This is a genomic window from Blastochloris tepida (genome assembly GCF_003966715.1).
GTDB lineage: Bacteria > Pseudomonadota > Alphaproteobacteria > Rhizobiales > Xanthobacteraceae > Blastochloris > Blastochloris tepida.
This window is the reverse complement of sequence record NZ_AP018907.1, coordinates 570,632-591,296: the sequence shown is the minus strand read 5'-3', so window position 1 is coordinate 591,296 and position 20,665 is coordinate 570,632. Positions and strand designations below refer to the sequence as shown.

Here is a 20,665-nt window from a genome sequence, read left to right as displayed (position 1 = left end):
CCCCCGGATCCAGCAATCATCGGCCTTTTCCGGCTTGGCACGGCTCTCGCAAGGGCGTGCCCGTTCGCGTCACCGTTCGCGTCGTGGGGAGTGCCTGATGCTGTCCTTTCTAGCCCGGCTTGGGAGCCGCCTCGCCGTCATCGGGCTGGTGGCGCTCGTCGCCGGTCCCGCCTTCGCCCAGTCGCGCATCAAGGATCTGGTCGACATCGAAGGCGTGCGCGAGAACCAGCTCATCGGCTACGGCCTCGTCGTCGGCCTCAACGGCACCGGCGACACGCTCAACAACTCGCCCTTCACCCGGCAGTCGCTGCAGGCGATGCTGGAGCGCCTGGGCGTCAACACCCGCGGCGTCACCATGCGCACCGGCAATGTGGCGGCGGTGATGGTGACGGCCAAGCTGCCGCCGTTCGGCACGCAGGGCACCCGCATCGACATCGTGGTGTCCGCGCTCGGCGACTCCAAGAGCCTGAAGGGCGGCACGCTGCTGGTGACGCCGCTGCTCGGCGCCGACGGCAATGTCTATGCGGTGGCGCAGGGCACCGTCGCCATCGCCGGCTTCGAGGCCGAGGGTCAGGCGGCCAGGATCACCCGCGGCGTGCCCACCGTCGGCCGCATCGCCAATGGCGCCATCATCGAGCGCGAGATCGACTTCGTGCTGCCGCGCATGAACAGCCTGCGGCTGGCGCTGCGCAATCCCGACCTCACCACCGCCCGGCGCATCGCCGCGGCGATCAACGATTTCGTCGGCGGCCCCACCGCCGAGCCGCTCGACCGCGGCACCGTCAACGTCACCGTCCCCAAGAACTACCAGGGCAACATCGTGCGCCTGCTCACCGAGGTCGAGCAGCTTCGCGTCGAGCCCGACCAGACCGCGCGGGTGGTGATCGACGAGCAGTCGGGCATCATCGTGATGGGACGCGACGTCCGGGTGTCCACCGTCGCCGTCGCCCAGGGCAACCTCACCGTCACCGTCACCGAGGGGGCGCAGGTCAGCCAGCCGCAGGCCTTCTCCGACGGCCGCACCGTGGTGGTGCCGCGCACCCAGATCGACGTGAAGGAGGACGGCCACAAGCTGGCGGTCGTCGAGGCCGGCGTGTCGCTGCAGCAGCTCGTCGACGGGCTCAACGCGCTCGGCATCGGCCCGCGCGACATGATCTCCATCCTGCAGGCGATCAAGGCCTCCGGTGCGATCCAGGCTGAAATCGAGGTGATGTGATGGCATCCATTCCCTCCACGGCGCTCATCTCGCGCGGCGGCATGGCGACCAACGCCGTCACCCCCGCGCCGGCCGGCAAGGACCCGAAGATCTGGGCAGCCGCCCAGGACTTCGAGGCGGTGTTCCTCAACTCCATGTTCGAACCGATGTTCGAAGGCCTCGGCAACGAAGGGCCGTTCGGCGGCGGCAGCGGCGTCGAAACCTGGCGCGGCATGATGGTCGAGGAATGGTCCAAGTCGATCGCCGCCGCCGGCGGCATCGGCCTCGCCAACCAGATCTACAGCGACATCCTCGCACTGCAGGAGAAACGGTGATGACCCACCCCGCCGAGGCGATCCCCACGGTCGCCATCGATACGCCGGAGAGCGCACGCGATCTTGTGCTGCGTCTCGCCGACACCATGGACAAGCTCCTGGAGCTGGTCGAGACCGAAACCGAGGTGCTGCGCGTCGGCGAGCACACCCACCTCGACGACATCGAGGCCGGCAAGGTGATGCTCGCCCGCCGCTACATCCACGACATCGAATGCCTCAAGGCCAACGCCCCCTATATCGGGCACGCCATTCCCGAGCTGGTGGCGGAATTCCGCGAGGGCTACGCCCAGTTCCGCGCGGCACTCCAGGTCAATCTGGCAATGATGGCGCAGCGGCCGGGCGGCGCAACCCATTCCGGCGCAACTCATGCCGGTGCGGCGGACGGCGCGGCCTATGCCCGCGCGCAGGCCGGCCGCTGAGGCGACGCCAGATTTCAGAGGCCAAGTCTCAGAGGCCAAGTCTCAGAGGCCAGGTCCCGGACGCCAAGTCCCGATTGCCAAATCCGGCGGCCGAGGGGCGGCATTTGCCGCCCGTCCCGCCCGTCGGCGCTTGTGAGGGCGGCGCCCCCCCCGCAAGTGCCCGGCCGCGCGGCCGGTTCCGAATCACGCCAAGCCGGCATTAACCAGACTTCCTAACGTCAGCTTAACGCCTCCATGCCACCGTGATTCGGGGAGCCTTCGATTGCTCCACCGGAACCCCGGGATGGCCCAGCCGTCCCGTCCGGCAGGGAGGCCAGGATGGACGCGGGCGTAACGATCAAGCCGACATCGTCCCCGACCCAGATCGGGGTCGGGCGGGACGATGCCCTGCCGGTGCCGAAGGCCGCGCCGACCGAGCTTGCGCCATCGCAGACGGTCACCGCCTCCGCCGCCAGCACCAATACCCAGGCCCAGCCCGGCAGCCCCTCGCGCCAGGGCACCGAAGCCCAGATGGCCACCCTGTCCGCCAACCCCTTCGACTATCTCGACGGCCGGGTTCTGCTTGACCTGCAGTCGAGCGAGGTCGTCTTCCGCATGATCGACGTGCGGACCCGCAAGGTGGTCGAGCAGGTGCCCGATCAGGCGCTGCTGCGTCTGCGCGCCTACACCCGGGCGCTCGCCTCCGGCGAAACCCCGAGCGCCGTGGCCGCGCACTCCAATCTCGCCGCCTGACGGCCCGCCCCCAGCCATCGCCGCCCCAGCCATCGCCGCCGCACTCCACGCCGCCGCCTGCCCGCGGTCTGCCTTAACCAGCGGTTAGGGTTACTCGATCATTGTCGCGGCGGGTGCCGTGACGGCGCTCGCCAAGACCGTGACGGCGCGCGTCGAGCGCGTCGTCGAGAATCGAGGATCGAGAGATGGCCGACCTCGTCGTGTCCGCCGGCATCCGTCAGAGCCTGGCATCAGCGCAATCGCCGGCCCAGCCGGCGGCAGCGGCCCGCGACCGCCGTGCCGATGGCGGCAGCGCCGCGCCGGCCGCCGATTCCACCGGCGTCGTCAGCGCCAGCGGTCTGCCGTCCCGGGCGAACGACCTCAACGCTCTGTTCGATTCGATGGCGACAGGCGTCGCGACGCTGGAGGCCGCGGACGGCAGCCTCGGTGCCATCGCCGCCACCGTCGAGACGATGCGCACGCTCCTGCTCGATGGCGCGGCTGGCGCCGCGACCGATGACGCGCGCACGACCCTCGCCGACCAGTTCAATGCGTTGCGCAATACGCTCGACGCGCTCATCGACGGCGCCGCGGTCAACGGCGTCAATCTGCTGCAGGGTGACGAGCTGAAGCTCGCCGTCAACGCCTCGGGCAAGGCCTCGATCGAGATCCGGCTGCGCGACGCCGACGGCCGCACCGCCACGCTCGCCGCATTGACCGACAGCATCGCCGCGCTCGATGCGGCCGACCTCGCCTCGGACGACATCGTCGACGAACAGGTGGCGGCGCTGTCGTCGAGCCTCGACATGCTGGGCACGCTGTCATCGGGCATCGCCTCGAGCCTCGCCTCGGTGCAGGAGCGCAGCGGCTTCACCCGATCGATGATCGACATCCTGCAGACCGGCGCGGAAGGCCTCGGGCTCAGCGCCCCCGGCGAGGAAGGCGCCAATCTTCTCGCTCTGCAGGTCCGCCAGCAATTGTCCACCACCACCGCCTCGCTCGCCGCCCAGGCCGATCAGGCGGTGCTGCGGCTGTTCAGCTGAGTCCGCCCCGCGGGCGCGGCGCTCAGTCCTGCGGAGTCTGGTGCGATGCAGTCGGCAGCGCAGGCCTACGGAACCGTTGCCCGCAAGACCGGCTCGCCGCGCGAGCTGGAGGCGGCGCTGCTGCTGCGGGCGGCCTCGCGCCTGCAGGCGCTCCACGATCATTGGGACGAGCGCAGGCCCGACGGCGGCGAGTTGGAAGCAGCATTGCGCTTCAACCGCAAGCTCTGGACGGTGTTCGTGTCCTCGGCGGCGCGGCCCGATCATCCCCTGCCCGCCGCCATCCGCCAGAACGTCGCCAATATCGGCCTGTTCGTGCTGTCGCACACGCTGGCGATCCAGGCGGCGCCGCGGCGCGAGGCGCTGCGTTCGCTGATCAACATCAACCGCCAGATCGCGGCCGGCCTCGCCGCGCCGGCGCGTTCTATCCTCAACCGCCAAACCGGGTGACAGATCATGGCGCTCAAGGTCGAACTGAAGCCGGGCGAGCGTATCATCATCGGCCAGAGCGTGGTCACCAATGGCGACCACCGCGCCCGCCTGCTGATCGATGGCGAAGCGCCGATCCTGCGCGAGAAGGACATCATGACGGTGTCGGAGGCCGACACCCCCTGCAAGCGCATCTATCTCATCGTCCAGCTCATGTACCTCACCGGCAATCCGCAGAAGCAGCAGGAGCTGTATCTGGAGCTGGTCGACGAGGTGGTGAAGGCCGCGCCCTCCACCCTGCCTTATGTCGAGGCGATCAGCGCCCACATCGCCGCCAACGCGATCTACAAGGCGCTGAAGGAAACCCGGGCGCTGGTCGCCTACGAGGCCGAGTTGATGGCGCAGGCGCGCGCCGGCACGCCCGCACCCTGAGCCGAAGCTCGGCGTCCGTTTCCCACCGCCGCACCGCATCATCCGGCGCCGCCGCAGCTTGGCGACAGAATGCCGCAGCACGGCCGCAGCACTCAGCCCGCCCCGCGGCCGCCCGACCCGGCAAAACCTGCCGGCCCCGCCTTGCCGGCACGCCACGGCATTTCTACTGTCATGGTCTCGGGGATCGGACACCAGCATCAGGGGCAGGACCGCGGACATGCGCTTTGAGGGCACCGCCGACTACGTCGCCACCGACGACCTCAAGGTCGCGGTCAATGCCGCCATCGTGCTGGAGCGTCCGCTGCTGGTGAAGGGCGAGCCCGGCACCGGCAAGACGGTGCTGGCGCTGGAGATCGCCAAGGCGCTTAGCGCGCCTTTGATCGAGTGGCACATCAAGTCGACCACCAAGGCGCACCAGGGCCTCTATGAATACGATGCGGTGTCGCGCCTGCGCGACAGCCAGCTCGGCGACGAGCGCGTCAAGGATATCCGCAACTACATCAAGCGCGGCAAGCTGTGGGAGGCGTTCGTCTGCGACGAGCGGCCGGTGCTGCTCATCGACGAGATCGACAAGGCCGACATCGAGTTTCCCAACGACCTGCTGCAGGAACTCGATCGCATGGAGTTCTTCGTCTACGAGACCGGCGAGACGGTGAAGGCGCAGCGCCGGCCGGTGGTGATCATCACCTCCAACAATGAGAAGGAGCTGCCGGACGCCTTCCTGCGCCGCTGCTTCTTCCACTACATCCGCTTCCCCGACCCCGATACCATGCGGGCCATCGTCGATGTGCATTTCCCTGGCATCAAGCAGAAGCTGGTGGCCGAGGCGCTGCGCGTCTTCTACGACATGCGCGACGTGTCGGGCCTGAAGAAGAAGCCCTCGACCTCGGAACTGCTCGACTGGCTGAAGCTGCTCATGGTGGAGGACATCGGCCCCGAGCAGCTTCGCGAGCGCGACCCCAAGAAGCTGATCCCGCCGCTGCACGGCGCGCTGCTCAAGAACGAGCAGGACGTGCATCTGTTCGAGCGGCTGGCCTTCCTCAGCCGCCGCGAGGGGCGCTGACGGAAAACGCGGCCCGAGCGCCGCAACCGATGTCAGCGCGACGCTCAGGCCGAGCGGGCCGCTGCGACATCCTCGACAGGAGCGGCCGGCGGCTCGGGTGGGCTCTGGAGTGTCGGGCTCTCAGGCACCAGGATCTCGGGCGGCACCATTTCCGGCGGCGGGCTTTCGGGCGGCGGCACCTTCGCCGCCCCAGCCGCGTCCTGCTGCTCGGCCCGGCCGATCAACGCCTCGTCGAGGCGGTCGTGCAGCCGCCGCGACCAGAAGGCAAGCTGGGTGGCGAAGCCGCCGAACACCCCGGTCGCCGGCACCAGCCCGAACGGAATGAACAGCCGCCAGCGGTCGTCGCCGTCGAGGATGGCCGAGGCGACGAGCTCGCCGGCGATGGCGGTGGGCGCGATCCCCTGGCCGCCGAACGCCGAGGCGATCCACAGGCCCGGCCCGAGCCGGCCGATCTGCGGCATGCGGTGGACGGGATAGCCGATGACCCCGCGCCAAGCGTGTGTGATCTCGACCGGCCCGAGCTGCGGATAGACCGCGGCGATGTCGGCGGCGATCAGCCGGTCGAGCCGAGCCGGCGGGCTGGTGCGTGTGGTGAGGCCACCGCCCCACAGCAGCCGGTCGCCGATGATCCGGTAATGGTCGCCGCCCTGGCGCGTGTCGGAGACCGCGCCGGCAAAGCGGATCGCCGAGTCGAGCCGTTCGCCGAGCGGCGCGCTGACGCCGATATGGCTCGCAACGGGGAGGATGCAGCGGCCCAGCGCCGGGAAGGCGCCGCCGATGCCGGCCGAGCCGCAGAACACCACCTCGTGCGCCCGCAGCCGCGCCTGCGGCGTCTCGATCGCCTTGCGCACGCCGGCCACGTCGCCGGCCTGGACCGGGGTCGATTCGTAGATGCGCCCGCCCGCCGCCTCGACCGCCGCCGCCAGCCCGAGGACGAAATTGAGCGGGTGGATCTGGAACGCCTCGGGCATGTGCAGCGCGGCGTGGTAGCGCGCGCTGCGCAGCACCTCGCGCACCTGCGCCCGCGGCCACGCCTCGGCCCGGGTGCCCCAGCGCGTCATCCGCTCGGCGACGCGGGCGGCCACGCTCTCGCCCGCCGCCCGGAAGGCGATGAGCCGGCCGGGCGCCGGATCGACCCCCGCCGGATCGACCCCCGGCATGCCGGTCTCGGCGATCAGGCCGCGCACCGCCTCCGCCCCCGCGGCCGAGAGCTGCCATAAGGTGCGGGCATGGTCCTCGCCGACGCGGGACAGGATGCGGCTCGGGATTTCCGCGTAGCCGGCGGAGACGACCCCGGCATTGCGCCCCGAGGCGCCGGCGCCGATCCGCCCGGCCTCGACCACCGCCACATCGCGGCCGCGGCGGGCCAGGGCCAGCGCCGTCCACAGGCCGGCGAGCCCGCCACCCACCACCACCACCTCGCAATCGAGGTCGGTCCTGAGAGCCGGACGGTCCGGCCGCGCCACCGCGGTGGCCTCGAAGAAGGTGTCGGAAGCGACATTGACCATGCCGGGGGGTGTAGACGGCCGGCCTCCGGGGAGCAATAACCTCGCGGCGAGACCATGCGGAGGACGGACGGAGCCCATGCGCCGGCTGATGTTGTTGCGCCACACGAAATCGGATTGGCCGCAGGGCGCGGCCGATCGCGGCCGGCCGCTGAACGAGCGCGGGCGGGAGGTCGCCCCGCTGATGGGCGCCTATCTGGCCCGCCATGCGCTTCTGCCCGACCGCATCCTGGTCTCGCCATCCCGCCGCACGCTGGAGACCTGGGAACTCGCCTCGCGGCCGCTGTCGCCGGCCTGCGAGCCGGTGATCGACGAGCGCATCTACGAGGCGTCCGCCGATCTCCTGCTCGACATGCTGCGCGACCAGCCCGAGACCTGCCACCAGCTGCTGGTGGTCGGCCACAATCCCGGCCTGCAGGATCTGGCGCTCCGGCTCGTCGCAACCGGCGATGCCGACGCACGCCGCCGGCTCGCCGAGAAATATCCGACCGGCGGCTTGACGGTGATCGACTTCGCCGTCGACGATTGGAGCGCCGTGCATCCCCGTTCCGGCCGGCTCGACCGATTCGTCGTTCCCAAGATGCTGGATGCCCCGGCCGACTGATGTCGTCACACTGGACAAACTACTTCGAGGATGCCCGCATCGCCGCCCGGGCGGCGCGCGATTACGTGGGCGGCTTCAGCCGCCCCACCCTCAGGCTCGGCGTCACCGGCCTGTCGCGCGCGGGCAAGACCGTGTTCATCACCGCGCTGGTCGATGCGCTGCTGCACGGCGGCGCGCTGCCGGTGTTCGAGGCCATGGCCTCGGGCCGCATCGCCCGTGCCGTGCTGGAGCCGCAGCCCGACGACGCCGTGCCGCGATTCGACGTGGAACGGCACATGTCGACCCTCACCGGCGTCGACCGGCGCTGGCCGGAATCCACCACCCGGATTTCCGAGCTGCGCATCGCCCTCACCTACCAGCCCAAGCGCGGCTTCGGCACCAATGAGCGCACGCTGGTGATCGACATCGTCGACTACCCCGGCGAATGGCTGCTCGACCTGCCGCTGCTGACCCGCAGCTATCTCGACTGGTCGCGCGAGGCGGTGCGGCTGTCGCGCGAGCCGGTGCGGGCGCCGATCGCCGCCGACTGGCACGCCCACCTCCAGACGCTCGATCCCGACGCGCCGGCCGCCGAGACCGAGGCGGTGAAGGCGGCGACCCTGTTCCGGCGCTACCTCACCGCCTGCCGCCAGGAGCGCTTCTCGCTGTCGCTGCTGCCGCCCGGCCGCTTCCTGATGCCGGGGGATCTCGAGAATTCCCCGGCGCTCACCTTCGCGCCGCTCGATTTGCCCGAGTTTCCGGGCGAGGCGGTACCCGGCTCGATGCGGGCGATGATGGAGCGCCGCTACGAGGCCTACCGCTCGGCCGTGGTGCGGCCGTTCTTTCGCGACCACTTCGCCCGGCTCGACCGCCAGATCGTGCTGGTCGACGTGCTCTCCGCCCTCAATGCCGGGCCGGAGGCGGTGTGCGACCTGGAGAACGCCATCGCCACCATCCTGGAGGCCTTCCGCACCGGCCGGCGCAACCTGCTCTCCAGCCTGGTACGCCCGCGCATCGACCGTGTGCTGTTCGCCGCCACCAAGGCCGACCATCTGCACCATGCGAGCCACGACCGGCTGGAGGCCTTCCTGCGCCGCCTCGCCGACCGCGCCATCCGCCGCGTCTCCTACACCGGCGCGACGATCGACGTCGCCGCCGTCGCCGCCGTGCGCGCCACTCGCGAGGCGCGGGTGCGCAACAGCGGCTTCGACTATGAGGCGATCGTCGGCACGCCGCTGGCCGGCGAGCGCGCCGGCGGCGACGTGTTCGACGGCAAGGTCGAGGTGGCGATGTTCCCCGGCGAGCTGCCGGCCGACCCCGACCTGCTGTTCAGCGGCGGGCCGGTGTTCCGCGGCCTGACCGCCGCCGACCCTTCCGAGGCGGACTACCGCTTCCTGCGCTTCCGCCCGCCGATCGTGCCGCGCGGCGCGCCGCTGCCCCACATCCGCCTCGACCGCACGCTGCAGTTCCTTTTCGGCGACCGTTTGGGCTAGGGCGTCCGCCGGTCCGGCCGGACCGGGCGGATGCTCCAAGCTCTTCGTTCATCGCATTCTCTTTCGCAAGACCGGTTCCCACGCCTGCGGAGAATGCTCTAGAATTTCAGGGTCGATCATGACCGAACCGCCGCGCCGACGTCCCGTCGTCTTCCGCCTCGACGATCCCACGGTCGTCGTGTCCGATCCGAGCGCGCCGCCGCAGGCCCGCCCGCAGCCGGCCGCGCGTGCCCCTGAGCATCGCCAGTCCGAGCAACGCCCGCCCGAGCCGCGCCCGTCCGAGCCGGCCGGCGCCGAACCCGCGGCCGCGACCGGCCCAGCCGCGGCGAAGCCTTCGCCCGCCAAGCCCGCCCCGAGGCCGGCGGCCGCCAAGGCGCCCGAGCCGCCGCCGACCCGCATCGATGTCGAGCCGCGCCCGGCGCCGGCGCCCCGCTCGCGCCCGCAGAGCACCACGATCGTGTCGACGCCGACCCCGGCCAAGCCCAAGAGCCGGCTCGGCACGCTGGCGTGGTCGGCGGTGGTCGGCCTGATCTCGATCTTCGTCAGCCTGCAGATCTGGCAGCTCATCGAGGAGGCGTTCGCCCGCTCGGCGCTGCTCGGCTCGCTGGCCTCGCTGCTGGCGCTGATCGTGGCGGTGGCGGCGCTGGTGGTCGGCCTGCGCGAGCTGGTCGGCCTGCTGCGCCTGGAGAACATGGCCAAGGTGCGCAGCGAGGCCGAGCAGGCGTCCGCGACCGACGACCGCGCCCGCGCCGAGACCGTGGTCAAGAACCTGCTCAGCTTCGCCGCCGAGAATCCGCGCCTCACCCGCGCCCGCGCCGACCTCGCGGGGCATCTCGACGCGATCATCGACGGCCGCGACCTGATCCATCTCGCCGAGCGCGAGCTGATGGGTCCGCTCGACTCCGAGGCGCGGCGCATGGTGGCGGAGACCGCGGCGCGCGTCTCGGTGGTCACTGCGGTGTCGCCCAACGCCCTGGTCGACATCCTGTTCGTGGCGGCGAGCGCCATCAGTCTGGTGCGCCGGCTGGGCCTGCTCTATGGCGGCCGGCCCGGCGCGCTCGGCCTCATCAAGATCGGCCGGCAGACGCTGTCGCTGCTGGCGGTGACCGGCGGCCTCGCCGTCGGCGATGCGGTGCTGCAGCAGATGGTCGGCCACGGCCTTGCCGCCAAGCTCTCGGCCAAGCTCGGCCAGGGCCTGCTCAACGGCATGCTGACCGTCCGCCTCGGCGTCGCCGCCATCCATGCGATCCGGCCGCTGCCCTTCTCCGCCCTGCCCAAGCCGACGGTGCGCGAACTGGCGGCCGACCTGACGCGCCGCGCCAAGGCCGAGGACGCCAATGCCGAGGACCGCAATTGATGCGGAATGGCGCTATGCTCCGGATCCGGACGTGAACGGTCCGGATGCCAAGGGTCCGGATGCGAAGCTGGGAGGGACGTCATGTTCAAGAAGATCCTCGTGCCGGTCGACCTCGCCGAGCTCGATTTCTCGAAACCGGCGCTCGACGCCGCGCTGAGCATCGCGCGGACCGACGGCGCCACGCTGCGCCTGCTCAACGTGCTCCAGCTCCTGCCGGCGATGATGGCGGAGTACCTGCCGGCGGACTTCGACGAGATCCAGCAGAAGAACGCCTCCGAGGCGCTCGCCAAGCTCGCCGGCGGCCTCGACCTGCACCCCGCCAACATCTCGGCCGCGGTGCGGATCGGCCCGGTCCATCACGAGGTGCTGGAGGAGGCCAAGGAGTTCGGCGCCGACCTGATCGTCATGAGCTCGCACGATCCCGGCCTGCGCACCTATTTCATCGGCTCCAACGCCGCCCAGGTGGTGCGTCACGCCCACTGCTCGGTGATGGTGGTGCGCAGCCGCGCCGAAGCGCCGTGACCGGCGGCAGAACGGCAGGGTCTACCGTCCCCGCAGCAGCGCCGTGAGCGCCACCACCAGCCAGCCGGCGATCATCGTCAGCCCGCCGGCCGGCGCGGCGAACGGAAACAGCCGGGTGCGGAGATAGACCCGCGCCGCGAGGTCGCCGGCAAACAGCGCACTGCCGGCGAGCAGCAGCGCCGCCGCCAGCCCGGACAGGCCGCCGCGCCCGGCAAGCGCCAGCACCGCCGCGGCATGCATCACCAGCAGCAGCCCGGCGGTCTGGAGGCCCGGATGACCGCCGTGCGACCCGGCCGCCGCCAGCGCCACCCCGGCGGCCCCCGCCAGCCCGCCCGCCAGCGTCAAGCCGCGCTGCGCCGCTGCGCTGTCCCTGGCCATCGCCGCCTCCTCTCCCGTCGCCCGATCCTTCCGAAATATCGCAAGTGTTGCATCCCCGCACCAGCCGGACGAGCAGCCTTCAACTACAGTACGTCGTTGAATGCAGCGTGATTCAAAAGGCAGTGCCATGAAGCGAGTGGTGATCGGCGGTTTGATGTGCGTGGTGGGGCTCGCCGGTTCAGCGGCCGCTGCCGATCTTCGGCTCGCCAAGTCGCCGGAGGTGATGGCGCCGGCCTGGAGCTGGACCGGCGGCTATATCGGCCTCAATGGCGGCTATGGCTGGGGCAGCGCCGACAACCAGTTCGACCCGCACCCGTTCTACGAACACTTTGCGCCGGCCGGCGCCAGCCTCGACCATGACATCGACGGCGGGCTGTTCGGCTTCCAGACCGGCTGGAACTGGCAGGTCGGCAATGTCGTGTTCGGCCTCGAAGGCACCACCGCGTGGTCGGGCATCGAGGGCAAGGACACCGCGGTGTTCAACGGCTTCGGCGGCGCGACCTACAAGACCGAGATCGAGAACGTCTCCACCTTCGTCGCCCGCCTCGGCTTCGCCAGCGGCGCGTGGCTGTTCTACGGCAAGGGCGGTGTCGCCTATGGCGAGGTCAAGAGCACGCTGACCAACGACAATGGCTCGCGCTACTTCCGCGAGACCAACGATCATATCGGCTGGACTCTCGGCCTCGGCGCCGAATACGCGCTGGCGCCGAACTGGATCCTCGGCCTCGAATACAACTACATCGACCTCGGCGATGAGCGTTACGGCGGCGGCGTCGCCTCGTCGTTCGCCGACTACACCGCCGACATCGCCTTCTCCACCGTGCTGGCCCGGCTGTCCTACAAGTTCGGCGCCGGCGGCAACCCGCTCGCCGCCGCCCTCCTCGGCCCGGCGACCCCGGGCGGGCTGTGGAACGGCCTCTATCTCGGTCTGCAGGGCGGCTATGCCTGGGGCACCAGCGACCAGACGCTGTATGCCGGCTCGCTCGTCGGCGGCGGCGGCAGCCGCGATTTCGACTTCGATGGCGGCCTGTTCGGCGTCCAGATCGGCTATATGGGCCAGATCGGCAATTGGGTGCTCGGCACGGAAGGCACCTTCGCCTGGACCGGCCTGAAGAAGAGCGGCGAGGTGCCGGAAGATCTGCTGGTGGCCGGCGCGGGCGCGTCGGTGTCCAGCGAGCTGAACTGGATCGCCACCACCACGCTGCGCCTGGGCTACACCTGGGGCCCCTGGCAGCTCTACGGCAAGGGCGGCACCGCCTTCGGTCAGGCCGAGAGCACGGCGTCGATCCGCTGGGGCGGCGACACGTTCTCCTTCTCCGAGAAGAACGATCACGTCGGCTGGACCCTCGGCGGCGGCCTCGAATATGCCTGGGGCAACTGGCTGGTCGGCGTCGAATACAATTACTACGACCTCGGCGACCAGAAGTACGGCGGCGACGCCCGCCCCGACGGCTGGATGTCCTACGAGAACGACCTGAGCTTCTCGAGCGTGCTGGCGCGCGTGTCCTACAAGTTCAATCCCACCCCCGCGCCGGTGGTCGCCAAATACTGATTTCGAACTTCCTCCGCCCAACGACTGCCAGCGGGCCGGCCTTGCGCCGGCCCGTTGCCGTTTCATACGGCTTCCGGCTGATCAAGCCGGAGAACCGTATCACGCCCCCCCTCACCGGCTGAGTTCGCGCATCGCCCCGTCGAGCCCTTCGAGCGTCAGCGCAAACATCCGCCCGCCGATGAGCTGGCGGATCGTCCGGGTCGACGGCGTCACGTCCCAGTGGGCCTGCGGCACGGGGTTGAGCCACACCGCGTGCGGATAGGTGGCGAACACCCGCTCCAGCCACACCCGCCCCGGCTCGTCGTTCATGTGCTCGACCGAGCCGCCGACCGCGCTGATCTCGTAGGGGCTCATCGAGGCGTCGCCGACGAAGATCACCTTGTAGTCGGCGCCGAAGGTGTGCAGCACCTGCCAGGTCGGGATGGTCTCCTGGTAGCGGCGGGCATTGTTCTTCCACACCCGCTCATAGAGGCAGTTGTGGAAGTAGAAATAGTCGAGATGCTTGAACTCGGTCCGCGCCGCCGAGAACAGCTCCTCGGTGGCCGAGACGTGCCAGTCCATCGAACCGCCGACATCGAAGAACAGCAGCACCTTGACCGCATTGTGCCGCTCGGGCCGCAGCCGGATGTCGAGATAGCCCTTGTGCGCCGTGCCGCGGATGGTCTCGTCGAGGTCGAGCTCGTCGGCCGCCCCGGTGCGGGCGAACCTGCGCAGGCGCCGCAGCGCGATCTTGATGTTGCGGGTGCCGAGCTCGACGTCGCCGTCGAGATCCTTGAACTCGCGCCGGTCCCATACCTTGACCGCCCGGCGGTGGCGGCTTTCGGCTTGGCCGATGCGCACGCCCTCCGGATTGTAGCCATAGGCGCCGAACGGCGAGGTTCCGGCGGTGCCGATCCATTTGTTGCCGCCCTGGTGGCGCTCGGTCTGCTCGGCGAGCCGCTGGCGCAGCGTCTCCATCAGCTTCTCGAAGCCGCCCAGCGCCTCGATCTGCGCCTTCTCCTCCTCGGTCAGGAACTTCTCGGCGAGCTTCTTCAGCCACTCGGCCGGGATCTCGGCGGTGGCGGCATCGGCCACCGTCTCCAACCCCTTGAAGACGTGCGCGAACACCCGGTCGAACCTGTCGAGGTTGCGCTCGTCCTTCACCAGGGCGGCGCGCGACAGGTAATAGAAGTCCTCGACCCGGCGGCCGGCGACGTCGCGCTCCATCCCCTCCATCAGCGTCAGATATTCGCGCAAGGTCACCGGCACGCCGGCCGCCTTGAGGTCGTAGAAGAAGCTGACGAACATCGGCCACCCCCTGTTCCGGCAATATTATCATGCCGCACCGGCGCCACCGCCCGGAACGCGATGCCGCAGTCGGTGGCGGGCGCGATTGACAAGGCCGCGAGCCCCGTCGCACCGTGGCGCCGGCCGGTGGCCGCGCCGCCGATGGACGCGGACGCGAACAGACAAGCGAGCACGCGATGGTGGTGGTGCCTTTTCCCGCCCCGAGGGCGCCGGCCAGCGGCAACCGCGCCGCGGCCGCCCGGCTGTTCGACCATCTGGAGCCCGGCGAGCGTCTGCTGTGGGCCGACCGGCCCGACCCGTGGTCGGTGGTGCGCGACCGCGGCTTCATGGTGCCGCTGTGGCTCGGCGCCATCGCCGTGCCGCTCGGCACCATCCTGGCGCTCGGCACTGGCGGCGGCCCGGCCTATGTCGCCGGCCTGTCGCTGCTGGTGGGCGCCGCGCTGATCGGCATGCTGGCGTTCGGGGTGTGGCGGCGGGCCGGCGAGACGGTCTACGGCCTCACCGACCGCCGCATCCTGGTGCTGCGCGACGGCGCGATCCCCAAGCTGGAGGCGACCGCCGCCGACCGCATCGCCTGGATCGACATGGTGCGCCAGCGCGACGGCTCGGGCGCGGTGAGCCTCACCATCATCGACGGCTCGCAGTCGGGCGCCGAGCTGGTGCTGGGCGGCCTTGCCGATCCGCAGGACGTCGCCCGCCGCATCGCCGTGGCCTATTCGTTCCAAGCCCCGCATCTGATGCAGGGATAGGGCTGGAGACGGAAACGGCCGCGGGGAGCCCGCGGCCGTCCGAACGTTTCGCTGTGCCGGATCGCGCGAGACGGTTTCCGGGATCCCGAAGGGATCACCCGGAAACCCAATCAAGCCGCCCGCACCGTGGCGAGGAACTTGGCCACCTCCTGCTGCAGCACCCCCGACTGGGTGGCGAGGTCGCCGGCCGAGGCCAGCACCTGCGACGATGCCGCCGACGAGTCGGACGCCGCCTTGGTGACGCCGGTGATGTTGCTCGACACCTCCGCCGTGCCGGCAGAGGCCTGCTGCACGTTGCGGGCAATCTCGGTGGTCGCCGCCCCCTGCTCCTCCACCGCCGAGGCGATGGTGGTGGCGATCTCGTTCATCCGCCGGATGATCTCGGTGATCTGGCCGATGGCGTGCGCCGAGTCGGCGGTCGAGGCCTGGATCTCCTCGATCTGCGCCGAGATTTCGGCCGTGGCCTTCGCCGTCTGGTCGGCAAGGCTCTTGACCTCGCTCGCCACCACCGCGAAGCCGCGGCCGGCCTCGCCCGCCCGCGCCGCCTCGATGGTGGCATTGAGCGCGAGCAGGTTGGTCTGGCCGGCGATGGTCGAGATCAGTCCGACGATGTCGCCGATCTTCTGCGCCGCCTGCGACAGCCGGCTGACCTTCTGGGCGGTGGCGTCGGCATCGCGCGCCGCCTCCGCGGCGATGGCGGCCGATTCATTGACCCGCCGGCCGATCTCGGCGACCGAGGTGGCAAGCTCTTCCGCCGCCGAGGCCACGGTCTGGACGTTGGAGGAGGCTTCCTCCGAAGCCGAGGCCACCGCCACCGACTGGCGGTTGGTCTGCTCGGCCGCCGCCGACATGGTCTGCGCCGCGCCCTGGAGTTGGGAGGAGGCACTCGACACCGCGCCGATGATGCCGCCGACCGCCCGCTCGAAGCTCTCGGCCAGCTGGTGCATCGCCTGCTTCTTCTCGGCCGCGGCGCGGGCTTCCGCGTCCTTCTGCTCCTGCTGCATGCGCTGGTTCGCCAGGCCGTTCTCACGGAACACCCGCGCCGTCCGGGCCACCTCGCCCACCTCGTCCTTGCGGTCGGCGCCCTGCACCTCCAAGCTGTAGTCGCCACTGGCGAGCCGCTGCAGCGCGGCGACGAGATCGCGGATCGGCTTGACGATGCCGAACTGGCCGACGACGAAGCCGGCGAGCACACCGAGCGCGATGCCGATGCCGGCGAGCAGCAGCATCAGCCGGCTGGCGGCGAGATATTCCTCGGTCGCCTGCTTGGATTCATCTGAGACGATATTGTCGAGGTCGGCGGCAAGAGTGGCGATCAGTTGGCGGGTCTCCTCGGCCAGCTTGCGGCTGGAGAAGGCTTCGTCGCGCAGCCGCATGAGTTCGTCGGTCATCTGGAAGTTCTTGACCGCTTCCGCCGCCCGGAACGTGCCCTGCAGCTCGCGCTGATACTCCTCGAACTTGGCGCGCACGGCCTCCAGCTTGGCGCGTTCGGCGCCGATGATATTCTTGTTCAGCTCATCGAAGCGTTCACGGAACTTCGCCAGTTCCTGGTCGATGGCTTGGCGCGCCTCCTTGTAGTTCTCTGCGCGCGGATCGGCGGCGATGCGGAACTCGGCGCGGTTCACTGCCAGCAGATTGTTTGTCAGCTGCTGCGCCGCGAGTGCTTGCCCTGCCGCAGCCTCCATTTGGTCGGTGGCGTCATTGAGCGAACTCAGCGACGAGATGCCGAGATAGGTGATGGCGCCTGCCACCGAGCCGAGGATCAATATGATCCCGAACAGCTTGGTCAGGATCCTGAAGTGGGCCAGGAAATTCATGTCCGTCTCCAACCGGCGCGCGGCTGCCCCGAACCCCTGGGCCGCACGACCGGCCACTCTGCATCGACTGGGGTTGCGCTAAGAAAAGCTGCCCGAGATCTTTAAATAAGCCGTTACTATCTTACGCACTACGGATTAAAACTTACTGCTATGTAGATTTCGCGTGGTGAATTTACGTATTTCGCGGCGCAACATCGATTGGTTGCCTGCAGAACAACTTCCCGGCCTGCGTGCTGCCGCGCCGCCGCAAAATCGCCCCGAGCGTCGGTCAATCAACACCCGTCCGGGCGAAGCCGCCCCCGACCTTTGGCTTGACCCGATTTCGACCCGACACCGTCACGAGGATCATCCGATGCGCGCCCCCCTCGCGCTCGCCGCGCTTCTTTTGCCGCTTGCTGCCGCGCTGACGCCGACGCCGGCGCGTGCACAAACGTGCACCGCCGAGTCGGCCGAGCCCTGCATCGACTGGCAGGTCAAGAACCGCTTCCGGCTGTTCAAGAACGAGCAGGATTTCCAGACCCACGCCGTCGCCCACGGGCCGGGCAGCACCATTCTCGCCGTCGAGCGCAAGCTGGCGCGCGGCACCGACGGCTTCGGCTGGGCGCGCGACATGGTCCACAATCTCTGCGTCGACCCGGTCACCAGCACGCTGCTCGACCGCTGCGAGCGCACCTATGAGGCGCCCCGCACCGGCAAGCCGGCAAGCGACCGCCGGAAGGCCGAGAGCACCCTCAACCCGCGCGACCACCGCGTCGGCCTCACCTTGCGGAATATTCCCGCCGAGCCCGGCCTCGCCTGCCGCTGGACGCTGTGGGACGCCGCCCCGCCCGGCCGCCAGTTCGACCTGCCCTGCAGCGCGGAGGTGATCGACGACCTCGCCGCCGGCATCGGCACCAAGGTGTCGGTGACGGTGCAGCGCGGCGAGGAGGTGGTCGCCATCCTGGAATCCGATCTGGAGGTGCGCGACCTGCTGGTCGCCGGCATGGGCGATTCCATCGCCTCCGGCGAGGGCAATCCGGATTCGCCGGTGATGCTGTCCGACAAGGGCTTCTGCTACCGCCGCCTGCTCGGCGGCACCTTCTCCGAATACTTCCGCCCGTCGCGGCGCGACTATCGCGGCATGCGCGACTGCGGCCCCACCACGCCGGTCCGCGACGCCGCGCCCACCGCCCAGGGATCCGCCCAGGCCGAATGGGCGCGCGCCGGCGCCGACTGGATGAGCCCGGCCTGCCACCGCTCGCTCTATGGCTATCAGGTGCGCACCGCCCTGGCGTTGGCGGTCGAGAACCCGCACGTCGCCATCACCTTCCTGCCGCTCGCCTGCACCGGCGCCCAGATCGACGAGGGACTGCTCGGCAGCCAGCCGATCCGCGATTTCGCCAAGGCCTGCGAGCAGGCGGCAGGCCAGCGCAAATGCGTCACCAGCGTGCCGCCGCAGATCGCCCAGCTCGGCCGCTACCTCCAGCTCGCGCCCGAGCGCGACCTCGACCTGCTCCTGCTCACCATCGGCGCCAACGACATCGGCTTCTCGCCGATGGTCGCCGGCATCATGGTCGACCAGAAGGAGGACGAGTACGACGTGCTCAACCGCTTCGGCATGATCAAGACCGCCAAGGAGGCCGCCGCCACGCTGCAGAAGGAGCTTCCGGCCAATTTCCGCAAGCTGCGCGCCGCGCTGAAGCCGCTGCTCGGCGGCTCGCTCGACCACGTGGTCTATGTCCGCTACGGCCACCCGGCCCTTGAGGCGCCGGGCCGCGCCTGCGGCGGCGGCCGCCACGGCATGGACATCCACCCCGCCTTCGAGGTCTCGGCGCCGCGGCTGCAGTCGGTCTCCGACTTCGTGACCAGAAGCTTCTTCCCCAAGCTGGAGCAGCTCGCCCGCTGCAATGCCGGCGGCGGCTGCGTCGATCCCGAGACCGAGCGCATGACCTATGTCGACGGCCACGATCAGGCGTTCGCCCGCGCCGGCTTCTGCGCCACCGAGCCGGCCGACCCGACGGTGAGCGAGCCCGACTTCGACGTCGCCTGCTTCCGCAAGGACGGCAAGAGCTTCCGCGCCGACAGCGACGCGCTGGAGCAGCCGATGACCGATGGCTGCAGCCCCTCCGACTACCGTCCCTATGCGCCGCGGGCGCGCTGGATCCGCACCCCCAACGACGCATACTTCGCCGCCATGACTTTCCCGTATGGCGTGCTGCAGGCGCCCCAGAGCAATCATGACGGCCTGTGGGGGCTGAAGACGGCCGTCTATGGCGGCGCCATCCATCCCACCGCCGAGGGCCACGCGGCGATGGCGGATGCCGCCATGCCGGCGGCCCGCCGCCTGCTCGGCCTCTCCGCCCCGCCGGCGATCCTCGCCGAGCCGATTCCTCCGCCGGCGGCAGCTCTGCCGCCTGCGCCGGTGCAGTGACGGGGCGACACTGGCGGGGGTGAGATCCTCGTCCCGGACGGCACGCAGTGCCGAGCCGGGACCGTTCTCAGGAAGGGGATGCCGTTTCCGGATGACGATCCCGGCTCGGCGCTCCGCGCCGTCCGGGATGACGAGGCACAAGCAAAACCTTGGGGCGGAATAGCGTCAGCGTATTCCGCCAGGATCAGCCGGGACGCCGGAGTGGCGGAATACGCTGACGCCGGTCCGCCCCACCAGCCGTGTCCTCAAATCACCTTTTCAGGTCAGCCCGGCGTCAATTGACGCCGAGCTTCTTCTGCAGGCTGGTCGAGGAGGTGGTGTACTGGAACACCATCCGCTTGTCCGGATAGACGTAGCGCGCCGCCTTCTGGGCCATCAGCGCGCCTTCGTGGAAGCCGGAGAGGATCAGCTTCAGCTTGCCGGGATAGGTGTTGATGTCGCCGATGGCGAAGATGCCGGGCACCGAGGTCTCGAACGACGCGGTGTCGACCGGGATCAGATGGTCGTGCAGCTCCAGTCCCCAGTGCGCCACCGGCCCGAGCTTCATGGTCAGGCCGAAGAACGGCAGCATGGTGTCGGTCTCGATCTCGAACGAGGCGCCGGCATTGTCGCGGCAGATCGCCGCTTCCAGCTTGCCGCCCTCGCCGCGGATGTTCAGCACCTGACCGATCCTGAGATCCATGGCGCCGGCCTCGACCAGCGAGCGCATCTTCTTGACGCTGTCGGGCGCGCCGCGGAACTCGTCGCGGCGGTGGATCAGCGTCAGGCGCTCGGCCAAGGGCTGCAGGTTCAGCGTCCAGTCGAGCGCGGAATCGCCGCCGCCGACGATCAGCACCTTCTTGCCGCGGAACGCCTCCATCTTCTTGACGGAGTAGAAGACGCTGGTGCCCTCATAGTGCTCGATGCCGGGGATCGGCGGGCGCTTGGGCTGGAACGAACCGCCGCCGGCCGCGATCACCACCACCTTAGCGTGGAAGGTTTTGCCGCCGTCGGTCACCACTTCGAAGCCGCCCTCGGGCCGGTGCTTCAACTTCTCCACCATCTCGCCGAGGTGGAAGGTGGGCCCGAACGGCTTGATCTGCTCCATCAGCTTGTTGACCAGCTCCTGGCCGCTGATCTCCGGATAGCCGGGAATGTCGTAGATCGGCTTCTCGGGATAGAGCTCGGAGCACTGGCCGCCGACCTTGTCCATGATGTCGACGAGGTGCGCCTTGACGTCGAGCAGGCCGAGCTCGAACACCGCGAACAGGCCGACCGGCCCGGCCCCGATGATCAGGGCATCGGTTTCAATGACGTCGCCGCCCGGCGCGGCGGTGGGGTCCAGCATGGTCGAACCTCTCGGAACTGGGGACGGACAGGGATGCGGCCTCGTTGGGAGCAGCCTGTCG

20 protein-coding genes are annotated in these 20,665 nt (G+C 69.8%); 15 read left to right on the top strand and 5 right to left on the bottom strand.

The genetic code is table 11. The features are described from left to right. Positions 1 to 97 precede the first annotated feature (97 nt). The 8 genes from BLTE_RS02655 (at position 98) to BLTE_RS02620 (ending at position 5,624) form a co-directional block, all read left to right on the top strand. Entirely contained in the window at positions 98 to 1,216 is a 1,119-nt protein-coding gene (locus BLTE_RS02655; protein ID WP_126397367.1) for a flagellar basal body P-ring protein FlgI, read from the top strand. Further along, a complete protein-coding gene (locus tag BLTE_RS02650; RefSeq protein WP_126397365.1) occupies positions 1,216 to 1,530 on the top strand; it encodes a rod-binding protein in 315 nt (104 codons plus the stop codon). Before BLTE_RS02655 ends, BLTE_RS02650 begins: the two co-directional genes overlap by 1 nt. Next, entirely contained in the window at positions 1,530 to 1,949 is a 420-nt protein-coding gene (locus BLTE_RS02645) for a hypothetical protein (protein WP_126397363.1), read from the top strand. The genes BLTE_RS02650 and BLTE_RS02645 overlap by 1 nt, the downstream gene beginning before the upstream one ends. A gap of 318 nt (positions 1,950 to 2,267) precedes the next feature. Next, entirely contained in the window at positions 2,268 to 2,681 is a 414-nt protein-coding gene (locus BLTE_RS02640) for a hypothetical protein (RefSeq protein WP_126397361.1), read from the top strand. A gap of 185 nt (positions 2,682 to 2,866) precedes the next feature. Beyond that, positions 2,867 to 3,703, top strand: a complete 837-nt coding sequence (locus BLTE_RS02635; protein ID WP_126397359.1) for a flagellin N-terminal helical domain-containing protein — start codon at positions 2,867 to 2,869, stop codon at positions 3,701 to 3,703. A gap of 45 nt (positions 3,704 to 3,748) precedes the next feature. Then, positions 3,749 to 4,150, top strand: coding sequence for a flagellar biosynthesis regulator FlaF (flaF, locus tag BLTE_RS02630; protein ID WP_126397357.1), 402 nt, complete (start codon positions 3,749 to 3,751; stop codon positions 4,148 to 4,150). Positions 4,151 to 4,156: 6 nt separating this feature from the next. Next, positions 4,157 to 4,561 carry a flagellar biosynthesis repressor FlbT gene (flbT, locus tag BLTE_RS02625; RefSeq protein WP_126397355.1) on the top strand — a complete coding sequence of 135 codons (405 nt, stop codon included), beginning with the start codon at positions 4,157 to 4,159 and terminating at the stop codon, positions 4,559 to 4,561. Positions 4,562 to 4,778: 217 nt separating this feature from the next. Continuing rightward, positions 4,779 to 5,624: an AAA family ATPase gene (locus BLTE_RS02620; protein WP_126397353.1), complete on the top strand. Its 846-nt coding sequence runs from the start codon at positions 4,779 to 4,781 to the stop codon at positions 5,622 to 5,624. Between the two features lie 44 nt (positions 5,625 to 5,668). Here BLTE_RS02620 and BLTE_RS02615 read toward each other — a convergent pair whose 3' ends face one another. Beyond that, positions 5,669 to 7,132, bottom strand: a complete 1,464-nt coding sequence (locus tag BLTE_RS02615) for an NAD(P)/FAD-dependent oxidoreductase (RefSeq protein WP_160140490.1) — start codon at positions 7,130 to 7,132, stop codon at positions 5,669 to 5,671. A gap of 76 nt (positions 7,133 to 7,208) precedes the next feature. Here BLTE_RS02615 and BLTE_RS02610 point away from each other — a divergent pair, with 76 nt between their 5' ends. The 4 genes from BLTE_RS02610 (at position 7,209) to BLTE_RS02595 (ending at position 11,084) form a co-directional block, all read left to right on the top strand. Beyond that, a complete protein-coding gene (locus BLTE_RS02610) occupies positions 7,209 to 7,733 on the top strand; it encodes a SixA phosphatase family protein (RefSeq protein WP_126397348.1) in 525 nt (174 codons plus the stop codon). Then, entirely contained in the window at positions 7,733 to 9,205 is a 1,473-nt protein-coding gene (locus tag BLTE_RS02605; protein ID WP_126397346.1) for a YcjX family GTP-binding protein, read from the top strand. Before BLTE_RS02610 ends, BLTE_RS02605 begins: the two co-directional genes overlap by 1 nt. Positions 9,206 to 9,323: 118 nt before the next feature. Then, complete coding sequence (locus tag BLTE_RS02600; RefSeq protein ID WP_126397344.1) at positions 9,324 to 10,562, top strand: YcjF family protein; 1,239 nt, start codon at positions 9,324 to 9,326, stop codon at positions 10,560 to 10,562. 81 nt (positions 10,563 to 10,643) lie between these two features. Then, entirely contained in the window at positions 10,644 to 11,084 is a 441-nt protein-coding gene (locus tag BLTE_RS02595) for a universal stress protein (protein WP_126397342.1), read from the top strand. A 21-nt stretch (positions 11,085 to 11,105) separates the two neighbouring features. On the opposite strand, the gene BLTE_RS02590 is transcribed toward BLTE_RS02595, so the two are convergent. Beyond that, a complete protein-coding gene (locus tag BLTE_RS02590) occupies positions 11,106 to 11,462 on the bottom strand; it encodes a DUF423 domain-containing protein (RefSeq protein ID WP_126397340.1) in 357 nt (118 codons plus the stop codon). Between the two features lie 127 nt (positions 11,463 to 11,589). Between BLTE_RS02590 and BLTE_RS02585 the strand changes: the two genes are divergently transcribed. After that, positions 11,590 to 13,014: an outer membrane protein gene (locus tag BLTE_RS02585; RefSeq protein WP_160140489.1), complete on the top strand. Its 1,425-nt coding sequence runs from the start codon at positions 11,590 to 11,592 to the stop codon at positions 13,012 to 13,014. 111 nt (positions 13,015 to 13,125) lie between these two features. Here BLTE_RS02585 and BLTE_RS02580 read toward each other — a convergent pair whose 3' ends face one another. Next, entirely contained in the window at positions 13,126 to 14,301 is a 1,176-nt protein-coding gene (locus BLTE_RS02580) for a vWA domain-containing protein (protein ID WP_126397336.1), read from the bottom strand. Positions 14,302 to 14,477: 176 nt separating this feature from the next. On the opposite strand from BLTE_RS02580, the gene BLTE_RS02575 reads away from it, so the two are divergent. Continuing rightward, complete coding sequence (locus BLTE_RS02575) at positions 14,478 to 15,050, top strand: YdbT family protein (protein ID WP_126397334.1); 573 nt, start codon at positions 14,478 to 14,480, stop codon at positions 15,048 to 15,050. A 110-nt stretch (positions 15,051 to 15,160) separates the two neighbouring features. Here the strand turns inward: BLTE_RS02575 and BLTE_RS02570 are convergent, their stop codons facing one another. Then, positions 15,161 to 16,867: a methyl-accepting chemotaxis protein gene (locus BLTE_RS02570; RefSeq protein WP_126397332.1), complete on the bottom strand. Its 1,707-nt coding sequence runs from the start codon at positions 16,865 to 16,867 to the stop codon at positions 15,161 to 15,163. Between the two features lie 352 nt (positions 16,868 to 17,219). Between BLTE_RS02570 and BLTE_RS02565 the strand changes: the two genes are divergently transcribed. Further along, complete coding sequence (locus tag BLTE_RS02565; RefSeq protein ID WP_126397330.1) at positions 17,220 to 19,277, top strand: SGNH/GDSL hydrolase family protein; 2,058 nt, start codon at positions 17,220 to 17,222, stop codon at positions 19,275 to 19,277. Positions 19,278 to 19,551: 274 nt separating this feature from the next. Here BLTE_RS02565 and BLTE_RS02560 read toward each other — a convergent pair whose 3' ends face one another. Then, complete coding sequence (locus tag BLTE_RS02560) at positions 19,552 to 20,604, bottom strand: NAD(P)/FAD-dependent oxidoreductase (protein WP_126397328.1); 1,053 nt, start codon at positions 20,602 to 20,604, stop codon at positions 19,552 to 19,554. Positions 20,605 to 20,665: the final 61 nt, after the last annotated feature.

Excerpts from the sequence above, each read along its gene's own strand:
- flbT (WP_126397355.1), top strand. The coding sequence starts at position 4,157 with ATGGCGCTCAAGGTCGAACTGAAGCCGGGCGAGCGTATCATCATCGGC.
- BLTE_RS02600 (WP_126397344.1), top strand. The coding sequence starts at position 9,324 with ATGACCGAACCGCCGCGCCGACGTCCCGTCGTCTTCCGCCTCGACGAT.
- BLTE_RS02650 (WP_126397365.1), top strand. The coding sequence starts at position 1,216 with ATGGCATCCATTCCCTCCACGGCGCTCATCTCGCGCGGCGGCATGGCG.
- BLTE_RS02620 (WP_126397353.1), top strand. The coding sequence starts at position 4,779 with ATGCGCTTTGAGGGCACCGCCGACTACGTCGCCACCGACGACCTCAAG.
- BLTE_RS02590 (WP_126397340.1), bottom strand. The coding sequence starts at position 11,462 with ATGGCCAGGGACAGCGCAGCGGCGCAGCGCGGCTTGACGCTGGCGGGC.
- BLTE_RS02610 (WP_126397348.1), top strand. The coding sequence starts at position 7,209 with ATGCGCCGGCTGATGTTGTTGCGCCACACGAAATCGGATTGGCCGCAG.
- BLTE_RS02615 (WP_160140490.1), bottom strand. The coding sequence starts at position 7,132 with ATGGTCAATGTCGCTTCCGACACCTTCTTCGAGGCCACCGCGGTGGCG.
- BLTE_RS02585 (WP_160140489.1), top strand. The coding sequence starts at position 11,590 with ATGAAGCGAGTGGTGATCGGCGGTTTGATGTGCGTGGTGGGGCTCGCC.
- BLTE_RS02580 (WP_126397336.1), bottom strand. The coding sequence starts at position 14,301 with ATGTTCGTCAGCTTCTTCTACGACCTCAAGGCGGCCGGCGTGCCGGTG.
- BLTE_RS02635 (WP_126397359.1), top strand. The coding sequence starts at position 2,867 with ATGGCCGACCTCGTCGTGTCCGCCGGCATCCGTCAGAGCCTGGCATCA.
- BLTE_RS02570 (WP_126397332.1), bottom strand. The coding sequence starts at position 16,867 with ATGAATTTCCTGGCCCACTTCAGGATCCTGACCAAGCTGTTCGGGATC.
- BLTE_RS02645 (WP_126397363.1), top strand. The coding sequence starts at position 1,530 with ATGACCCACCCCGCCGAGGCGATCCCCACGGTCGCCATCGATACGCCG.
- BLTE_RS02595 (WP_126397342.1), top strand. The coding sequence starts at position 10,644 with ATGTTCAAGAAGATCCTCGTGCCGGTCGACCTCGCCGAGCTCGATTTC.
- BLTE_RS02655 (WP_126397367.1), top strand. The coding sequence starts at position 98 with ATGCTGTCCTTTCTAGCCCGGCTTGGGAGCCGCCTCGCCGTCATCGGG.
- BLTE_RS02640 (WP_126397361.1), top strand. The coding sequence starts at position 2,268 with ATGGACGCGGGCGTAACGATCAAGCCGACATCGTCCCCGACCCAGATC.
- BLTE_RS02605 (WP_126397346.1), top strand. The coding sequence starts at position 7,733 with ATGTCGTCACACTGGACAAACTACTTCGAGGATGCCCGCATCGCCGCC.
- BLTE_RS02565 (WP_126397330.1), top strand. The coding sequence starts at position 17,220 with ATGCGCGCCCCCCTCGCGCTCGCCGCGCTTCTTTTGCCGCTTGCTGCC.
- BLTE_RS02560 (WP_126397328.1), bottom strand. The coding sequence starts at position 20,604 with ATGCTGGACCCCACCGCCGCGCCGGGCGGCGACGTCATTGAAACCGAT.
- BLTE_RS02575 (WP_126397334.1), top strand. The coding sequence starts at position 14,478 with ATGGTGGTGGTGCCTTTTCCCGCCCCGAGGGCGCCGGCCAGCGGCAAC.
- flaF (WP_126397357.1), top strand. The coding sequence starts at position 3,749 with ATGCAGTCGGCAGCGCAGGCCTACGGAACCGTTGCCCGCAAGACCGGC.